The following is a 16,976-nucleotide window of genomic DNA, read 5'->3' as shown; positions in this document are numbered from 1 at the left end:
CCGACGGCGCGGCCGAAGCGATCGCCCGCCGTGCCGCCGTCGATGCGGAAGCCCTGCTCGGCGCTCAGCGAGCCGAGCTCGAGGGTGGCCGTGCGGCTCGGGTCGCCGTAGACGACGTAGGCCGCGCCGGCTCCCGACATGGCGGTCTCCGTGTCCGGGTTGATCGGGTCGTAGCCGTAGGCGCCGAGCAGCGCGTCGGGCACGTCGTCGCCGTTCACGTCGCCGATGCCGGCGACCGCGTATCCGGTGCTGTCGCCGCTCGCCGCGCCGTTGATCCAGTACCCTCGCGGGGTGGCCAGATCGTTGCAGGATCCGGTCGTGGTGTCGACGCCGCTCTCGTCGCAGGTGTAGACCGAGACGTCCGCGAGCGGGTCGGAGTAGACGGTGGCATCGGCGTCGGAGCCGAACACGATCGCGGCGCCGCCGGAGCGGGGACCGGTCGCGGCGTTGACGACGCCGTCGGCGCCGAGCAGCAGATCCGCCTTGCCGTCGCCGTTCACGTCGCCGGCTGCGGCGACCGAGACGCCGAGCCGGTCGCGCTGACGGGTGGGCCCGTAGATCGCGAAGCCCTTTCCTGCGAGGCTGCCGGTCTCGATCGTGCCGTTCTGTCCGCCCCAGACGACGTAGCCGGCGCCGGGAGCCGCCACGCTCGATCCCCAAGGCGTCGAGACGTAGGCGCCGAAGAGCAGGTCGTCGATCTCGTCGCCGTTCACGTCGCCGACCGTGGAGACGACGCTGAGCGCCTCTCCGGTCTTCCCGGCCACGGTGATCGCGACGCGGTCGGGATCCTGGGTCAGGTCGATGTTGTCGATGTCCCTCTTGCCGGGGATGACGTAGACCTTGTTTCCGCTCGAGCTTCCAACTGCGAAGTCGTCGAGGCCGTCGCCCGTCACATCGCCGATGTCCTTCACCGAGTAGCCGAAGCGCGTGTCCCCGGTGGGACCCTTGACGGTGAAGCCGCGCTCGCCCAGTGCGTCGAGGGTCACGGGTTCGAAGTTCTTCGCGCCGAACACCACGTATGCGCTCGTGGCGATGTAGTCGCCGATGATGATGTCGTCGTAGCCGTCGCCGTTCACGTCACCCGCGCAGGATGCAGAGAACCCGATCAGCGCGTTCGCCCGGGAGGGGCCGTCGATGCGGACGGCGTTCACGTCCTCGGGGTTCGCGAGCGATCCGCCGGCCGCGGTCTCGCTGCCGAGCACCGCGTAGGCTGCACCGATGCGGTTGAGGCTGCCCTTCGACCACCACCAGGCGCCGAAGACCGCGTCGTCGTAGCCGTCCCCGTTCACGTCGCAGGACGACGTGCTGACCGCTGAACTGGTGGCGGCACCCGGGTCGCCCGTGAACGTGAGCACGGTTCCCTGTTCGGTCGGGAGCGCGTCGGCGAGGGCCGGGCTCACGGGGAGCGCGACGAGGGCGCCGAGCGCGAGTGCCGAGGCGGCGAGGCTCGCGAGTGGTCTGCTGGATGGACTCACAATGATGTTCCTTACGTGTTCGGTGGTGGTTCCGGGGTCCGGTCCGGGGTTCGGCCCGGGGTTCGGCCCGATCCGGGCCCGGCTCGGTGCTCGGTTCAGTTCGGCGCGTGGACGCCGTTGTTCTTGCCCCAGTCGGCGTGCAGGTCGAACTGCTGGCGCTCGAGCCTGAGGCTCGTCGCGAGGGATCCTGCGACGGCCCACTGCTCGATGGCGCCGACCCTGCGCGTCGTCTCGGCGTTGCCGCCATAGGGGTCGGTGTAGAGGGTCGGGCTCCCATCGAGGCCGACGACCTCGTTCTGACCGATGTAGAAGTCGCGCTGGGCCCCGTCGAAGGGCGAGCGGGGATCCCGGTAGTCGAAGCGCTCGCTGCCTGCGACGGTGCTCCACGGGTAGACGTTCGCCGCGCGCTCGGCGGAGGTCGCCTCCCACAGCAGGTCGAGCGGCCGGCTGACCGCGTTGGTGGTCGCGGTGCTGTAGCGCACGTCGTAGTAGCGGCTGGGATTCCGGATCCCGAACCAGGGGTCGAAGGAGGCGACGACGGTACCGTCGGCGGTCCGCAGCTCGTTCGCGCTCTGCCAGATCTCGTAGAGCGCCCAGATGTCGGAGGCACCCGAGACCGCGCTCTCGGCGCAGCCGCGATCCGGGATCTCCCTGGTTCCGCCGGCAGTGACGGCGGGCGGCAGCATGCTGCCCGTCGTCGCCACCGTGGCGCCGCGCGCGCAGGATCGGTTGAACTCGTTGGGCTCGCCGTAGAGCGAGAGCGTGGTGCTGATGAGTTCGGTGCCGTCGGTGCACTTCACCGCGTAGATGAGTTCGTGTGCGTTGTTCGAAGTGGCGTCGGCCGACCAGCTGCCCTGGTGAGCCTTGATCAGGAAGTCGCAGACGACCCGCTCACGCTCCCCCGAGGCGTTCTCGAACGTCACGCTCCGATGGTCGGCATCGACGAGTCCGACATTGTTGCGCACGAAGACCTTGTGCCCGCCGTTGTCCTCGTGCCGCATCGACAGATGATCGTGCCCGGCGGCGATGTGGTTGTCGAGCTCCTCGCTCGCATAGCCGAAGGGAAGCCCTCGGGGCTCGCCCTCGACCAGGTCGTCGGGCGCGAAGTGATCCGCCACCCACTCGGCGATGTCGGAGCTCGCGGGGTCGGCGCCGTGCTCGTGGCCGAAGGTGCAGAGACGGCCGGTCGCGGGATCGGTGACCTCGGCCGGATGCCAGGTCGGGTAGTACTTGCCGTCGGGGCCGACCGTGCGGTAGCTCTCGTGCAGCGAGGCCGGGCAGGTGTCGTACTCGGTCGGCGTCCAGTTGCGCTGCGCGTAGGCGACGGACGCGGTACGCACCGGGATCGCCTTCGTCAGGCGCACGGTGCGAGTGGACTGCACGGCGTCCGGTCGGGTCTCCGAGATTACGACGCGATACGCGACCGCCGCGTCGCCGAGCGACGCGTACGCGGAGGCCGGGACGCGAAGCATGACGCTCGTCGCCCCCTTCTTCGCGGTAACGGTCGTGCGTGCGACGGATCCGCCGGAGCTCGTCTGCAGTGCGACGGTTGCCGCACAGCCCGTGGACGCCGCGCAGGTCAATGCGAGCGGGAGGGTGCGATCCTTCGCGATCGCGTAGTTCGTCTGCGACAGCGAGAGCTTCGCCTTCGCCGGCCGGACGGTACGGCTCTTCGAGAAGCTCCGCTTGCTCGGCTTGACCGTGCTCCCGGTGACCGCCAGTTTCGCGGATCCCCGCTTCACGAACTTCTGATACTGGTTCTTCGAAAGCTTCCAGGTGAGCGTCGCACTCTTGCGCTTCGCGATCCGGTAGTTGATCGTCTTCCGGCCTCCGGAGCCGAGCGTGACGACGATCTTGCCTTGGCAGGCACTGGAAAAGGTGCAGGCGAGACGGACTGCGACGATCCGGTCGGCGCCGATCGTCGCCTCGAGCGACACGGTGGGTCGGCTCGCCGCCTCCGCCGCGACCGGTGCGACGGTGAGCCCTGCCACCGCGAGTGTCACAACGGCGAGGAACGCGATAGCGCCTCGTCGCCTTCCTCCGGTCTCGACCGTCGATCGCGCACGTCGCAGCGTCATCCGTCCCCGCCTCGTTCTTCTCCGCGTCGCGATGCCGCATGCGGGCGTCGCGGATCGGCGCCTCACTCGGTGCCGCATCGCGCGGAACCCGCTGCGGCGAGTTCATCTTACTTAGATTAGGTTTGCCTAAGCAAGATCGGATGAGATCGGCTGACCGGAGGTCCGGGTAAACGCGAACGGGCGGGGACGATGTCTCCACCGTCCCCGCCCGTATCGTGCGGGAGCTGCAGGGGTCCGCGCTCGGAGAGCCGAGCCGGCGCATCCAGCGCCGCTCAGGAGCGGATCCCGCGAAACCCTACTCCTGGACGAGAGCCGCCTGCACGTCCAGCGTGATCGTCACATCGCTCCCGAGCAGCAGGCCGCCCGTCTCGAGCGGCGCGTTCCACTGAATGCCGTAGTCCTCGCGCTTGACCACCGTGCTGGCGGTGAAGCCTGCCTTGTAGTTGCCGTAGGCGTCCTGGCCGAAGCCGCCGAGCTCGAAGTCGAAGGTGACGGGCTTGGTCACACCGCGCAGGGTGAGGTCGCCGTCCACCTTGAAAGAGCCGTCGTCCTCGCGCACACCGGTGCTGACGAACGAAAACTCGGGGAACTCCTCGATCGCGAAGAAGTCGTTGGTGCGCAGGTGGTTGTCGCGATCCGCCTGGTTCGTGTTGATCGAGCCGACCTCGACGGTAGCCTTCACGCTCGACTCGAGCGGGCTCTCCCCGGTGACCAGCTCGCCCGCGAACCGCTCGAACTTGCCCTTGACCTTGCTGATCGCGAGGTGCCGGACCGAGAAGCCGACCTCGGTGTGGGTGGGATCGATGACCCAGGTGCCAGCGCGGTAGCCGGGGATCTGATCTGCGGTAATGGACATGAGGCCTCCTGTGTTGCCGGGTATGCTTACTTGACGGTTCAATTAAAATCAGTGTAACGCAGATTTAGTTGAATTTGCAAGTAATAATTTCAGCGGGGTCGGCGGCGCGCCGCAGCCCGCGCTCGCGCCGTGGTCGTGTCGTCGATCTCGGCAGGGACGAAGGAGCCGTGACGGCGCCGTGCGGCCTCGCCGATGAGGAAGTCGGCGATCGCCGGGTTCTTCGGCAGGAGTGAACCGTGGAGGTAGCTGCCGATCACGTTCCCGGTACGGGCCCCCTCGTGCTCGTCGCGCGGGTTGTTCCCCGCCCCTTGGAGCACCCGCCCGAGCGGCGCGGATCCCGGTCCGAGCACCGTGTCGCCGCTGTGGTTCTCGAATCCGATGATCTCGCCGAACTCGTCGCTCTCGACCACTATGTTGCCGATCATGCGCTCACCGCCGCCGCGCGTCTCGACGTCGAGCACTCCGATCCCGGTCAGTTCCTCGCCCTCATGGGTGAGGAATCGATGGCCGAAGAGCTGGTACAGGCCGCAGATCACCAGCATGGGCGTGCCGTCCGAGGCGAGCGCGCGTATCGCGTCGCCGCGCGCCAGCAGATCGACGGCCACGCGGCCCTGACCCGAATCCTGCCCGCCGCCGCCGATCACGATATCGACCTGCTCGGGCAGCGGGTCGCCCGGGTTCACGTCGACCACGCGCGGGGTGAAACCGTGCGCCGTCGCACGACGCGTGAGCGCGAGCACATTGCCGCGATCGCCGTAGATGTTCATGTCGCGCGGGTAGAGCGACACGATGACGAGTTCCCGTTCGCCGCTCACCAGACATCCTCCACATCGGTCAACCCCGAGAGCTCCTTGCGCAGGGCGAGCATCGCCGTGTAGGTGCAGAAGATGCGCCGCGGTCGGCCGGGTGTTCGCTCGCGGAAGCCCGCGAGCGCGCGGCTCAGGTCCTCCTCGACCGCGCCGACCGCGACATCGTCGTGCTCGAGCCGCAGCGCCATGTCCCAGGCGCGCACCCCGCTCACGGTATCGACGCCCTCCGTGGCCAGCGAGGCGAAGTCCACGTCCCAGAGCCACGACATGTCGCGCCCGTCGGCGTACTGATCGTTGATCGCGATCATCGCGGCCACACCCTTCGGGTCGAACGAGGCGAGCCCCAGGCGGAAGCCCGCGGGGTTCTTGACGAGCACGAGCTCGAGCGGCTGCCCGTCCAGCTCGAGCCGTTCACCGCGACCGAATGCCGGCCGCACCTCGGCGAGGGCGGCGATCAGCTGCTCGGTCGTCGCCTCCGCCCGGCGGCTGCCGGGGCTCGTGTCGGCCGCAGAGCCGTTCGCAGAGCCGTCCGCAAGCGCGACACGTGCGGTCGCGAGCGCGGCCGCCGCGTTGAAGGTGTTGTAGAGGCCCTCGAGCTGGAGGGTGGTCTCGTGACGCGTCCCCTCGATCTCGAACACCGCGCGGTGATCGCCGAGCTCGACGAGCGTCACATCTGCGGACTGCCGACCTGCGGAGTCGGCCCGGTCGGCTGCGGAGTCGACGGCGGCGCCGTGGAACTCGCCGTCGCTCGGGAACATCGCCCGCAGCTCGTTCGAGAGTCCGAACCGGACGACGGCCGGTCCCGCCGAGGCGTCCCGCACGGCGCGTTCGCGGACGCTTTCGCCGATCGCGGCGATGAGCGGGTCCTCACGATTCACGACGAGACCGCGCGTCGTGGCGTCGGCGATGCGCTGCAGCAGCTTCGCCGTGGTGTCGATCTCGCCGAAGCGGTCGAGCTGGTCCCGCAGCACGTTGAGCAGCAGCGTGACGTCCGGTTGGACGCGCGCGATGAAATGCATCGCGTGGGCCTCGTCGAGCTCGAGCACCGCGACATCGGCGTCGAGCCGGCCGCGGAACGAGCACTCCCCGAGCGCCGCCGCGATGATGCCGCGCGTGAAGTTCGAGCCGGTGCGGTTCGTGAACACGCGGAGCCCCTGCGACTCGAGCAGCTCGACGATCATCTTCGTGGTCGTCGTCTTGCCGTTGGTGCCGCTCACGACGACGACGCCTCGGGGCAGGCCGTCGAGCATGTGGGCCAGAAAGCCCGGGTCGATCTTCTCGACGACGAGCCCGGGCAGAGCGGATCCTCCCCCGCGGAGTCGTGCCAGCTGCCGCACGGTCTTTCCGATCACGGCGGAGAACAGGTGGCGCATGCGTTCTAGGTTAGGGCACCCGCCGAGGCATCGTGGGGCGCAGTGCCGGTGCGCTCGACGCGGGAACCGGGAAGATCGCGATACCGATCCCGGCTCACCGGAGCGAGTCCGGCGAAGAGCGCGGCGACGATCGCGAACTGCCCGATCATCGAGATGAGCCCGCCGGCCGGGGCCGCATCACCGCCGTCGGTGCCGAACGTGTCCGCGATCCCCATGCCCATGCCGAAGCCGAGGAGGAACTCGAGCCAGCTCACGGCGGCGATCGAGAGCAGGCCGAGCACGACGATCCGGCGCGCCGCACGCGGCCCCGCGAGCACTCGCGTGCCGGCGAGCACCACGGGCACGAGCAGTGCGAGGACGATGAGCGCGGTGAAGACCCCTGTCGTGATGATTCCCGGCCCCTCGCCCGCGAGTCGCATCGCGGCGTAGATCTCGTCGAGCGTCATGCCGGGCAGTTTCGCGAGCGGGTTCCAGACGAAGACGTGCAGCAGGAGGGCGGCGAGCAGCAGCAGCCCACCGGCGGCGAAGGGCAGCGCCAGCAGGATGCGACGCATGGACCTCAGCGGCTCGCCCGGCCGCCCGCCGGCCGGGCCTCCGGCTGCGAGCACGAGCGCCGTCACCAGACCGGCGAGACCGTACGCCATGCCCGCGAGCGGAATGATCACGGCGAATCCCAGCGCGACGATGCAGACGATTCCGAGCAGTCCGACGAACAGCACGCGCTTCGCGCCGTAGGCGTCGAAGCCGATGAAGAGCGCCCGAAGCACCTGCCAGGATCCCGCGACGGCGAGCACCGCGGCGATCCCGACCACGCCCAGGCCGATCCACTCGAGACCATGGCCCGCGAACGGGTCGCCGCCGTACATCCACAGCCAGAGCAGGAGAAGCACGGCGCTCGAGAGGCACGCCGCGGCCCAGCGCGCACGGCGGACGGCTTCAGCCGAGGCGGGAATGCCGAGCACGACCGGACTGTCGCGATCCATCGACACCGATGTGGCCAGTGCGCCGAGCAGGATCGAACCCCGCGAGAGCCCGAGCTCCTCCGCGCCTGCCAGGTCGGAGAGCCACTCCTCCCGGTAGCGGCCGCGCACGTGCTGCGGCAGTGTGCCCGCGAGCAGACGCGCCGTCCAGCCGGCGAGGCCGCCGGTCGCCTTCACGCGCCCGCCCCCAGAACTCGTCCGGCCATCCCGGGGACCGCTCGGCCCGATCCGCTCTGACGCCTCCGGGCTCGAGCATGCGCGAGCGCGGCAGGCACGGCTGCCGCTCCCCCGTCGGTGAGGCGATAGAGTCGCCGCCGCGGGCCGCTCCGACCGGGATCCTCCTCCCATTCGGACTCCGCCCAGCCGAGCCTCTCCAGTCGCTCCAGTATCGGGTACACGCTCCCGGCCGGCCGGCCGGTGCGCTTCACCAGTTGCAGACCCCACGTCGGCTCGTCGAGCTCGAACAGCGCGGCGAGCACGTCTGCGGTCGCGGGGGTGATTCTCGCAAGCGGTTCCATGCTCAAACTCTATCTATATAGAGATAGAGTGGCAAGATCGAAGCGCCCCTTCCCAAGCAACACCCCCGGCAGCACTCCGGCAACATCGGCGAAAGGCGGGAAACGGCTTTTCCTCGCCTCGAAAAGCACCATTTCCCGCCTTTCGCCGCAGGTACCCCTCAGGGCCAGAAACGGCTGTTCACCTCATGCTGCGCGTCAGGTCTAGCAGCACGCGCGCGCACTGCGCAGCGCGCTGCACCGGGGTCGAGACGACCCCGGGACCTGCCACGAACAGCCAGAAATGGCTGTTCGCCTGATGCTTTGCATCAGGACTGGCAGGTCGGGCACCAGTAGAGCTTGCGGTTGCCCATCTCCTCGAGCACGATGTTCGTGCCGCAACGCTTGCAGGGCGTGCCCTCGAGCTTGTAGACCCAATGCCGCTCATCTCGGTCGCGCAGCGCCCGCGCGTACTCCTCGCCCTCGAGCCCGTCGATCGTCATCATCTGCCCGACAGTGATGCCGATCTCGAGCAGGTGCGCCCAATCGTCCCAGAGCGCCTCGAGCACCGTGCGATCGAGGCTGTTGGCCGGAGCGTGCGGATCGAGCCCGGCGCGGAACAGCATCTCGGCACGGTAGATGTTGCCGATCCCCGCCACGACGGACTGATCCATCAGTACGAGCCCGATCGGAGTCTTCTTCTTGTGCGCGCGCTCGACGAAGCGCTGCTGCTCTTCGGGCGTGTTCGCGTTCGCGGGGTCGGGGCCGAGACGGTCCAGAACCCGTTCCACCTCGGCCGGGGTCAGCACCTCGCAAGCAGTGGGTCCGCGCAGGTCGGCGCACACCGAGTCGTTCAGCAGCCGGACGCGCACCTGGCCTCGCGGCTCGGGCGGCCAGGCGCCCGTCTCCCCCGCTGCGGCATCGTGTTCCGCCATGCGCACACGCGTACGGCGCGGGGCTCCGATCGAGGCCACCGAATCCTCGGCGTCGCGGTCCACCAGCGCAGCACCCGCGACCCGCGAGTACTCCCCGGTCTGCCCATAGCGCAGGTGCGTGTCGCCCGTACCGTGGATCTGGATCGACGGGTCGACCCTGATCTCGCCCGAGAAGTCCCAAGCGCCGTAGATGCCGAGGTGCACGCGCAGCCACTCGTCGCCAGCGAACTCGAGGAACATGTGCTTGCCGACCGCGCGCGAGTCCGTGATCTCGCGGTGGTTCAGGATCGCGGCGCCCTGCGCAAAACGCCCCTGCGGGCTCGTGACCTCGGGCGCGGTGCCGACGAAGTTCGCGCCGAACTGGCGCGCGATGCGGTGTACGGAGTGGCCCTCTGGCATCGTTGTGCTCCCTGCTTCCCTCTGGTCCCCGTTCATCTGTCGCTCCGCTGCATGATTCCGGCGAATACCGCGCCGAACCGACAGATGAACGACGGGGCGGTGCGCCGGGCCGAGGCGGCGCGGCCAGCGGGCTACGGCGCGTCGATCTGCTTGCCTGCGATGGCGCCGGTCCGCTCGTACTCGCCCAGCTGCCCGATGCGGCGCACGTGCCGCTCGTCACCGGTGAACGGGGTCGCGATGAACAGGTCGATGAAACGGATCGCCTCATCGACCGTGTGCTGGCGCGCGCCGATCGAGATCACATTGGCGTCGTTGTGCTCCCGGGCGAGGGCCGCGGTCGAGTCGTTCCAGACGAGCGCGGCGCGGATCCCATCGACCTTGTTGGCGGCCATCTGCTCGCCGTTGCCCGAGCCGCCGAAGACGACGCCGAGAGCCTCGACGCCGCTGCGCGCGTCGCGCGCCACGCCGAGTGCGGCATTGATGCAGAACGACGGGTAGTCGTCGAGCGCATCGTACTCCTGCGGCCCGTGATCGATGACCTCGTGCCCCTCCTCGCGCAGATGCTGCTGCAGGTGCTGACTGAACTCGAGGCCGGCGTGGTCGGTGGCGACGTGGATGCGCATGACTCCGAGTCTACCGAGCGGGGATCGGCGGGTCGGCAGCGCCGGCGCACCGAGGTATCGGCGCACCAAGATATCGGTGCCGCCGATCGACTAGAACTGCGGTCCGCTGGTGCGCCCGCGTTTCAGCTCGTAGAAGCCGGGCACGCTGGCGGCCGCGAAGATCCCGTCCCACAGCTGCAGGGCGGCGTCTCCCGTCGGCGCCGGGGTGACGACCGGGCCGAAGAAGGCGACACCGTCGATGGAGATGATCGGCACGCCCACGTCGGGGCCGGCGATCTCCATGGCGTGGTCGGTGTTCGCTCGGAGCACGGCGTCGGACTCCGCATCCGCGGATGCGGCGAGTTCGACCGGAAGCCCGGCCTCGGAGAGCGCCTCGGAGAAGATCGCATCGAAGTCGTCGCGCCCGCCGGGATGGATCCGCGTGCCGACCGCGGTGTAGAACCGGCCGACGGCCGCATCGTCCGCGCTCTCGGCGATCGCGACCGCGACCTGGCCGGCGCGCTTGCCCTGCCGATGACCCTCGGCATGGTCTCCCGTGTCGCGCCCCTCGTTCAGGATCGCGAGGCTGATGGGCCGCCACGAGACCGGGAAGCCGCGCGTCTCGGCGACCTCCTGCACCCACCGGCTCGTCATCCAGCACCAGGGGCAGATCGGATCGAAGTAGAACTCGACGTTCGGCTGAGCACTCATGTCAGCGAGTCTATTCGACCGCGGCCTCGGTCTGCGCGCCGGGCACCGGGAAGAGCCGCTCGATAGCCGCGCGCTGCGCCGCGTCCGGCCGGAACGCCTCAGCCGCGGCAGCGTTCTGCCGCACCTGATCCGGGGTGGTCGCTCCCGCGATGACGCTCGCGATCGGCTCGTGGGTCAGCAGCCAGCCGAAGGTCGCCTCGAGCATCGTGACCCCCCACTCGTCGCAGAGCGCCCGATAGGCGTCGAGCGCGTCCCAGTCGGCCTGCTCGGCGACCTCGGGGCGCTGCCGCATGATCCGCGAGTCCGCGGGAAAGCCGTCGCGCGAGAACTTCCCGGTGAGCAGCCCGTTCGCGAGAGGGAAGAACGGGAGCAGCCCGAGCCCCAGCCGCCGCGCGGCCGGCGTCTCCTCGCGATCCGTCTCCCGCTTCACGAGGCTCAGCTCGTTCTGCGCGGAGACGAACCGGGCGAGGCCGAGCTCGGCGGCGGTCCGCGCGGCTTCCTCCATCTGGGCCGCGCTGAAGTTCGAATGCCCGATGTACCGCACCTTCCCCTCCTCGACGAGCTCGTCGAGCGCCGCCAGCGTCTCGGCGATCGGCGTCTCGGGATCGGGCATGTGCATCTGATAGAGGTCGATGCGGTCCGTGCGCAGGCGGTTCAGCGACCCCTCGATCGACGCCCGGATGTAGGCTCTGGAGCCTCGCGCGCCGGCGTAGGGCGCACCCGACTCGGGGTAGCCGAACTTGGTCGCGAGCACGATGTCGTCGCGGCGGGCGCCGAGCGCCGACCCCATCATGGTCTCGCTGCGTCCGAAGGCGTAGCCGTAGAGGTCGGCGGTGTCGAAGAGCGTGATCCCGGCGTCGATCGCGGCACCGATCACCGCGTCCGTGCCGGCTTGATCCTCGGTCGCGGATCCCGGCCGCCCGAAGTTGTTGCAGCCGAGCCCGGCTGCCGAGACGATCAGATCCGAAGTTCCCAGCGTGCGCGTCATGCCTCAACGATAGGCCGCATCGGCGGCGGTCGCTCGGGACGCTTCGCCCGTCCGGAACACAGGCGATCCATAACCCCTCGGGAATAAGCTGGAGGGGTACGTCGCGGCTCGCGGATCACCGCTGCCGCGGACCGGTGGATCGACAACGGAGGAGTGCCGTGCCCGGAGAGAACCTGACCCGAGCCGAGGCCCGCGAGCGCGCGGGGGTCGTGCGCACCCGGAGCTACGAGATCTCGCTCGATCTCACCACCGGTGCGGAGGTGTTCCGAGCCGAGACGACCATCCGTTTCGACGGCACGCCGGGCGCCGACACGTTCATCGACCTGATCGCCCGCAGGGTGCTGAGCGTCGAGTTGAACGGGCGCTCGCTCGATCCCGCGGAGGTCTTCGCCGACTCTCGTGTCGCCTTGCCGGGGCTCGAGGCCGAGAACGTGCTCACGATCGTCAGCGACCAGCTCTACATGAACACCGGCGAGGGCCTGCACCGCTTCGTCGATCCCGCCGACGGCGAGGTCTACCTCTACTCGCAGTTCGAGGTGCCCGATTCGCGCCGCATGTACCCCGTCTTCGAGCAGCCCGATCTCAAGGCCACATTCCAGTTCACGGTCGTCGCCCCGGCTCGCTGGCAGGTCATCAGCAATCAGCCGACACCGGTCTCCGAACCGGTCGACGGCGCCGGCGGCGAGTCGACGATCGTGGAGGACGCCCTGGGCACGGGCGTCGCAGAGCCCGTCGCGGTCTGGCGCTTCGAGCCGACCCCCGTGATGTCGAGCTACATCACGGCGCTCATCGCGGGCCCCTACCGGGTGGTCCGCAGCGAGCTCACCAGCAGCGACGGCCGCACGATCCCGCTCGGCGTGTTCTGCCGCGAGTCGCTCGGCGAATACCTCGACGCCGACTACATCTTCGAGAAGACCCGCGAGGGCTTCGCCTTCTTCGAGCGCGAGTTCGACTACCCGTACCCGTTCGACAAGTACGACCAGATCTTCGCGCCCGAGTACAACATGGGTGCGATGGAGAACGCGGGCGCCATCACCTTCACCGAGGCGTACGTGTTCCGCAGCCAGGTCACGGATGCGATGCGCGAGCGCCGCGTCGTCACGATCCTGCACGAGCTCGCCCACATGTGGTTCGGGGATCTCGTGACCATGCGGTGGTGGAACGACCTCTGGCTCAACGAGTCGTTCGCCGAGTACATGTCGACGCTGGGCGTGGCCGAGGCCACCGAGTGGACCGACTGCTGGACCACCTTCGTCGCGAGCGAGAAGTCGTGGGCCTACCGGCAGGATCAGCTGCCGTCGACGCACCCGATCGTGGCCGAGATCCGCGACCTCGAGGACGTGCTCGTGAACTTCGACGGGATCACGTACGCGAAGGGCGCCTCGGTGCTCAAGCAGCTCGTCGCCTGGGTGGGGCGCGAACCCTTCATGCGCGGGGTGCACGACTACTTCGTGAAGCATCACCACGCGAACACCGAGCTCCCGGATCTGCTCGCCGAGCTGGAGGCGCGGAGCGGCCGCGAGCTCACGAGCTGGTCGCAGAAGTGGCTCGAGACCGCGGGGGTGAACACGCTGCGGCCGGTCTTCGAGGTCGACGGCGACGGTCGCTACACGAGCTTCGCGATCGAGCAGACCGCGGTGGCGGATCACCCGACTCTGCGGCCGCATCGGATCGCGGTCGGGCTGTACGACGACGAAGGCGGCCGGCTCATCCGCGGCAAGCGGATCGAGCTCGACGTCGACGGCGCGCGGACCGAGGTGCCCGAGCTCGTCGGCGAGGCCAGGCCGGCGCTGCTGCTCCTGAACGACGACGATCTGACGTACGCGAAGATCCGACTCGACGAGCGCTCCCTCGCCACCGCGACCGGCAGGATCCGCGACATCGACGATTCGCTCGCCCGTTCGCTCGTCTGGGGCACCCTCTGGGACCAGACCCGCGACGGCGAACTCCCGGCGAGCCGCTTCGTCGAGGTCGTGCTCGGCGGGATCGACGTCGAGACCAATTCGACGACGCTGCGCACTCTGATCGGGCAGCTGCTGCTCGCGGCGAGCAGCTACGTCGCGCCCGAGCGGAGGGAGGCGACGCTGGCGAAGGTGGCCGACGGGCTCTGGGTTCTGGCGCTGACCGCCGCACCGGGAAGCGACCTGCAGTTCCAGTTCGTGAAGGCGTTCGCTCAGCTGGCGGCGACCGATGCCCAGCTCGACACGGTGCTCGCGCTGCTCGAGGAGAAGACGCCGCTCGAGGGGCTCGATATCGACACCGACCTCGGATGGGAGCTGCTGATCTCCCTCGCTGCCGGCGGCCGAGCGACCCGCGAGGAGATCGAGGCGACGCTGGCGGAGGATCTCACCGCGAGCGGGCAGCAATCGGCAGCGCACGCCCGCGCCGCGCTCCCCACCGCCTCGGACAAGGCTGCGGCCTGGGCGGCGGTCTTCGACGAGCCCGGCCTGCCGAACGCCATCATCCGGGCGACCGGCCTCGGGTTCCTGCGCGCGCACGACCGTGCCCTGCTCGAGCCCTACGTCGAGCGGTTCTTCGGCGCCGCGCTCGACATCTACCGTTCGCGCAGCCACGCCATCATGGACGAGATCATCGACGGCTTCTACCCGGCCACCCTCGCGAACGAGGCGCTGCGCGACGCAACGGCGGGCTGGCTCGAGGGGAACCCCGACGCGCCGGCGGCCCTGCGCCGCATGATCGTCGAGCACCTGGCAGGCGTCGAGCGCGCACTCGCCGCGCAAGCGGCGGACGCGCGGGCGTGAGGATGCGCGTATGACCGAGTTCTGGGCGGCGATCACCGCGTTCTACACGGATTACCGGGTACTGTTCAACATCCTGCTCATCGTCCTCCTGGCGATCACGGCGAACTGGCTGCTGCGGCGCCTGCTCACGCGTGCCGTGCAGGGCGTAGTCAGCGGGGTGAAGCGTTCGCAGGACGTCGAATCCACGCAGGAGCTGACCGCCGGACCCTACCTGAACGCGCGCGCCGTGCAGCGGACGCGCACGCTCGGCACCGTCGGCCGGCACGTCATCACCTGGGTCATCGTGGTGATCGCCCTGATCCTGATCCTCGGCCAGCTCCAGGTGAACCTCACCGCGATCCTCGCCTCCGCCGGCGTCATCGCCGCCGGCCTGGCCTTCGGCGCGCAGAACATCGTGAAGGACATCCTCAACGGCGTCTTCATGGTGTTCGAGGATCAGCTCGGCGTCGGCGACCTCATCACGGTCGGCGAGATCACGGGCACGGTGGAGGATGTGGGGATCCGCATCACCAAGGTGCGCGCCGGCGACGGCACGCTGTGGTTCATCCGCAACGGCGAGATCCTCACCCTCGGCAACGCCTCGCAGGGGTGGGGCAAGGCGATCATCGACATCACGGTGAGCGCGGACGAGGATCTCGAGGCCGTCGAGCGCGCCGCGCTGGAGAGCGCGGCCGAGCTGGTGCACTCCCCGGAGTTCGCCCGCCGCGTGACCGGGGAGCCGGAGGTGCTGGGGCTCGAGAGCGTCTACGGGGATCGCGCGACGATCCGTCTCACGGTGCGCACACGGCCCGAAGCGCAGTTCGCGGTCCAGCGCGCGCTTCGAGCACGGATCAAGGCCCACTTCGGCACTATCGGCATCCAACTCGCCGATCAGCTGCCCCGCCCGGAGGGATCGGTATGACGCAGGATCCTCAGCCTCAGGCTCAGCCTCAAGGGCTGCCGCTCCTGCACGGACCGGCGGCCGAACAGGCAGCTGAACCGGCGCCCGTCGCCGAACCGGGCCCGCGCGCCGGTCTCACCCTGCGCCAGGGCGAGACCGGACCGGCCGTCACCGAGACGCTCTGGTCGCAGGTCGGCGGCACGGAGACGTTCGAGCGCATCGTGCGCGCCTTCTACCGGGAGGTGCGCGAGGATCCGCTGCTCGCCCCCATGTATCCCGACGCCGACTGGGAGGGCGCGATCTGGCGCCTGCGCAGCTTTCTCGAGCAGTACTGGGGCGGGCCGACGACCTACTCGGAGCAGCGCGGGCACCCGCGGCTGCGGATGCGGCATCAGCCGTTCCCCGTCACCCCGGCCGCGAAGGATCGCTGGCTCGTGCACATGCACGCGGCGCTCGACGAGGTCGGGCTGCCCCCGATGCACGACGCCGCATTCCGCGACTACATCGAGCGCGCCGCCGTCGCGATGGTGAACAGCTTCGAGTAGGCGTTCCGACACCGTTGAACCGGCAGAACCGTATCGCCGTCCGCTCGCTGCACCGATGCCGGCGACGCGGATGCCGTCGATAACGATCGGGCATCGTCCGCGGCATCGGCTTTGCATCGTCGTGCCGCGACGGTAGCGTCATGAGGGACCTGAGGTTCGTTCAACGGCGAGCGCGCCCCCGGTCCCTGCTCGTTCCTTCTCTCGCTACTGACCGGGGAAGCCGCCGCTCGGCGGGCCTGGCATGCTTCCGCCACCGGGGAACGATCCGCCGCCCGGGCCAGCACCGGCACCGACTCCCGAACCGGAGAGTCCGGTCAGTCCGCCGGAGCCCGCGTCGCTCTCACCGCCGTCTATCGCCGCGGCGAGATCCGCCAGGATGACCGTCGTCCCCGGGTCGATCCCCGAGCGGATCTCGGTGCGCTCCGCGCCGACCGCTCCGGTCTCCACTCCGACCGCCGTCGATTCGCCGTCGCGGAGCACGTTCACCGTGGCGACGTTGCCGTTCCGGTGCACCGCCGAGGTCGGCACCGTGAGCACCGACTCCGCGACGGCCGTCTCTATGCCGAGGCGGGCGGAGCCGCCGTTCAGCAGTTCGTCCTCCCCCGTGTCGAGCGCGACGGTCACGCTGAAGGCGGGCGTACCCGTGCTCGACTGATCGATGACGCCGATCGACGAGACTTCTCCGGGGTATGCAGTGCCGGTCGCGGCCACTGCGACGTCCCCGGTCTGGCCGACCTCCAGCTTCCCGATGTCGGTCAGCGACACGGTCGTCTCGACGAGGTAGCCGTCCTCGCCGATCACGGTAATGATCGAGGAGTCGGAGCCCGCCGTGACGTCATTGCCCTCGGCGAGGGAGACGGCGGCCACGCGTCCGTCGACCGGGCTCGTGAGCTCGGCGAGGGCGAGCTGCGCCCGTGCGATCTTCAGCTCGGCTTCGGCCGCAGCGATCGCAGCCTGGTCGGCGAGCAGCTGCTCGGCGGTGATCGTGGCGGTCGATCCGCCGGCTGCGGAATCCGAGGATCCCCCGCCTGGAGCGCTGCCGTCGGAGGCGCCACCGGAGGCGCCGCCGGGCGTCTCACCGCCCGAGTC

General features: G+C 69.5%; 15 protein-coding genes. 3 read left to right on the top strand and 12 right to left on the bottom strand.

Annotated features, from left to right (window positions below; genetic code table 11):
- The 11 genes from ACFPZL_RS04265 to ACFPZL_RS04215 all read right to left on the bottom strand — a co-directional run.
- On the bottom strand, positions 1 to 1,475 hold a 1,475-nt coding region (locus ACFPZL_RS04265; RefSeq protein ID WP_382334763.1), incomplete at its 3' end, for an integrin alpha.
- 95 nt (positions 1,476 to 1,570) lie between these two features.
- The gene (locus ACFPZL_RS04260) at positions 1,571 to 3,553 is read right to left on the bottom strand and encodes a hypothetical protein (RefSeq protein ID WP_218114817.1); all 1,983 of its coding nucleotides are present in this window, start codon (positions 3,551 to 3,553) and stop codon (positions 1,571 to 1,573) included.
- A 295-nt stretch (positions 3,554 to 3,848) separates the two neighbouring features.
- Entirely contained in the window at positions 3,849 to 4,409 is a 561-nt protein-coding gene (locus tag ACFPZL_RS04255) for a YceI family protein (RefSeq protein WP_218114818.1), read from the bottom strand.
- An 89-nt stretch (positions 4,410 to 4,498) separates the two neighbouring features.
- Positions 4,499 to 5,224 (bottom strand): type 1 glutamine amidotransferase, encoded by a 726-nt coding sequence (locus ACFPZL_RS04250; protein WP_382334761.1) that lies wholly within the window; start codon positions 5,222 to 5,224, stop codon positions 4,499 to 4,501.
- A complete protein-coding gene (locus ACFPZL_RS04245) occupies positions 5,221 to 6,591 on the bottom strand; it encodes a Mur ligase family protein (RefSeq protein WP_218114819.1) in 1,371 nt (456 codons plus the stop codon). The genes ACFPZL_RS04250 and ACFPZL_RS04245 overlap by 4 nt, the downstream gene beginning before the upstream one ends.
- Before the next feature lie 5 nt (positions 6,592 to 6,596).
- Positions 6,597 to 7,748, bottom strand: a complete 1,152-nt coding sequence (locus ACFPZL_RS04240; RefSeq protein ID WP_218114820.1) for a hypothetical protein — start codon at positions 7,746 to 7,748, stop codon at positions 6,597 to 6,599.
- Positions 7,745 to 8,089 carry a PadR family transcriptional regulator gene (locus ACFPZL_RS04235; protein ID WP_218114821.1) on the bottom strand — a complete coding sequence of 115 codons (345 nt, stop codon included), beginning with the start codon at positions 8,087 to 8,089 and terminating at the stop codon, positions 7,745 to 7,747. Before ACFPZL_RS04235 ends, ACFPZL_RS04240 begins: the two co-directional genes overlap by 4 nt.
- A 305-nt stretch (positions 8,090 to 8,394) precedes the next feature.
- Positions 8,395 to 9,399, bottom strand: a complete 1,005-nt coding sequence (locus ACFPZL_RS04230; protein ID WP_218114822.1) for an Fpg/Nei family DNA glycosylase — start codon at positions 9,397 to 9,399, stop codon at positions 8,395 to 8,397.
- Positions 9,400 to 9,530: 131 nt separating this feature from the next.
- The gene (locus ACFPZL_RS04225; protein WP_218114823.1) at positions 9,531 to 10,022 is read right to left on the bottom strand and encodes a ribose-5-phosphate isomerase; all 492 of its coding nucleotides are present in this window, start codon (positions 10,020 to 10,022) and stop codon (positions 9,531 to 9,533) included.
- Positions 10,023 to 10,112: 90 nt separating this feature from the next.
- Entirely contained in the window at positions 10,113 to 10,712 is a 600-nt protein-coding gene (locus ACFPZL_RS04220) for a mycothiol-dependent nitroreductase Rv2466c family protein (protein ID WP_218114824.1), read from the bottom strand.
- Positions 10,713 to 10,722: 10 nt separating this feature from the next.
- Positions 10,723 to 11,700: an aldo/keto reductase gene (locus ACFPZL_RS04215; protein WP_218114825.1), complete on the bottom strand. Its 978-nt coding sequence runs from the start codon at positions 11,698 to 11,700 to the stop codon at positions 10,723 to 10,725.
- A gap of 158 nt (positions 11,701 to 11,858) precedes the next feature.
- On the opposite strand from ACFPZL_RS04215, the gene pepN reads away from it, so the two are divergent.
- The 3 genes from pepN to ACFPZL_RS04200 are packed head-to-tail and all read left to right on the top strand — an operon-like array spanning position 11,859 to position 15,887.
- Entirely contained in the window at positions 11,859 to 14,462 is a 2,604-nt protein-coding gene (gene pepN / locus ACFPZL_RS04210) for an aminopeptidase N (RefSeq protein ID WP_218114826.1), read from the top strand.
- Positions 14,463 to 14,472: 10 nt separating this feature from the next.
- A complete protein-coding gene (locus ACFPZL_RS04205; protein ID WP_218114827.1) occupies positions 14,473 to 15,363 on the top strand; it encodes a mechanosensitive ion channel family protein in 891 nt (296 codons plus the stop codon).
- Positions 15,360 to 15,887 carry a globin gene (locus ACFPZL_RS04200; RefSeq protein ID WP_218114828.1) on the top strand — a complete coding sequence of 176 codons (528 nt, stop codon included), beginning with the start codon at positions 15,360 to 15,362 and terminating at the stop codon, positions 15,885 to 15,887. The genes ACFPZL_RS04205 and ACFPZL_RS04200 overlap by 4 nt, the downstream gene beginning before the upstream one ends.
- Positions 15,888 to 16,091: 204 nt before the next feature.
- Here ACFPZL_RS04200 and ACFPZL_RS04195 read toward each other — a convergent pair.
- The coding region (locus ACFPZL_RS04195; RefSeq protein ID WP_382334758.1) for an efflux RND transporter periplasmic adaptor subunit at positions 16,092 to 16,976 on the bottom strand (885 nt) is incomplete at its 5' end.

The sequence above is a fragment of the Leucobacter soli genome (assembly GCF_042659205.1).
In the GTDB taxonomy this organism is placed as follows: Bacteria; Actinomycetota; Actinomycetes; order Actinomycetales; family Microbacteriaceae; genus Leucobacter; species Leucobacter soli.
This window is presented reverse-complemented; position numbering and strand designations above follow the sequence as displayed.

Bases quoted from the DNA above. Each gene is read 5' to 3' on its own strand.
- ACFPZL_RS04220 (WP_218114824.1), bottom strand. From the start codon at position 10,712: ATGAGTGCTCAGCCGAACGTCGAGTTCTACTTCGATCCGATCTGCCCC.
- ACFPZL_RS04225 (WP_218114823.1), bottom strand. From the start codon at position 10,022: ATGCGCATCCACGTCGCCACCGACCACGCCGGCCTCGAGTTCAGTCAG.
- ACFPZL_RS04205 (WP_218114827.1), top strand. From the start codon at position 14,473: ATGACCGAGTTCTGGGCGGCGATCACCGCGTTCTACACGGATTACCGG.
- ACFPZL_RS04230 (WP_218114822.1), bottom strand. From the start codon at position 9,399: ATGCCAGAGGGCCACTCCGTACACCGCATCGCGCGCCAGTTCGGCGCG.
- ACFPZL_RS04245 (WP_218114819.1), bottom strand. From the start codon at position 6,591: ATGCGCCACCTGTTCTCCGCCGTGATCGGAAAGACCGTGCGGCAGCTG.
- ACFPZL_RS04200 (WP_218114828.1), top strand. From the start codon at position 15,360: ATGACGCAGGATCCTCAGCCTCAGGCTCAGCCTCAAGGGCTGCCGCTC.
- ACFPZL_RS04215 (WP_218114825.1), bottom strand. From the start codon at position 11,700: ATGACGCGCACGCTGGGAACTTCGGATCTGATCGTCTCGGCAGCCGGG.
- ACFPZL_RS04255 (WP_218114818.1), bottom strand. From the start codon at position 4,409: ATGTCCATTACCGCAGATCAGATCCCCGGCTACCGCGCTGGCACCTGG.
- ACFPZL_RS04235 (WP_218114821.1), bottom strand. From the start codon at position 8,089: ATGGAACCGCTTGCGAGAATCACCCCCGCGACCGCAGACGTGCTCGCC.
- ACFPZL_RS04260 (WP_218114817.1), bottom strand. From the start codon at position 3,553: ATGACGCTGCGACGTGCGCGATCGACGGTCGAGACCGGAGGAAGGCGA.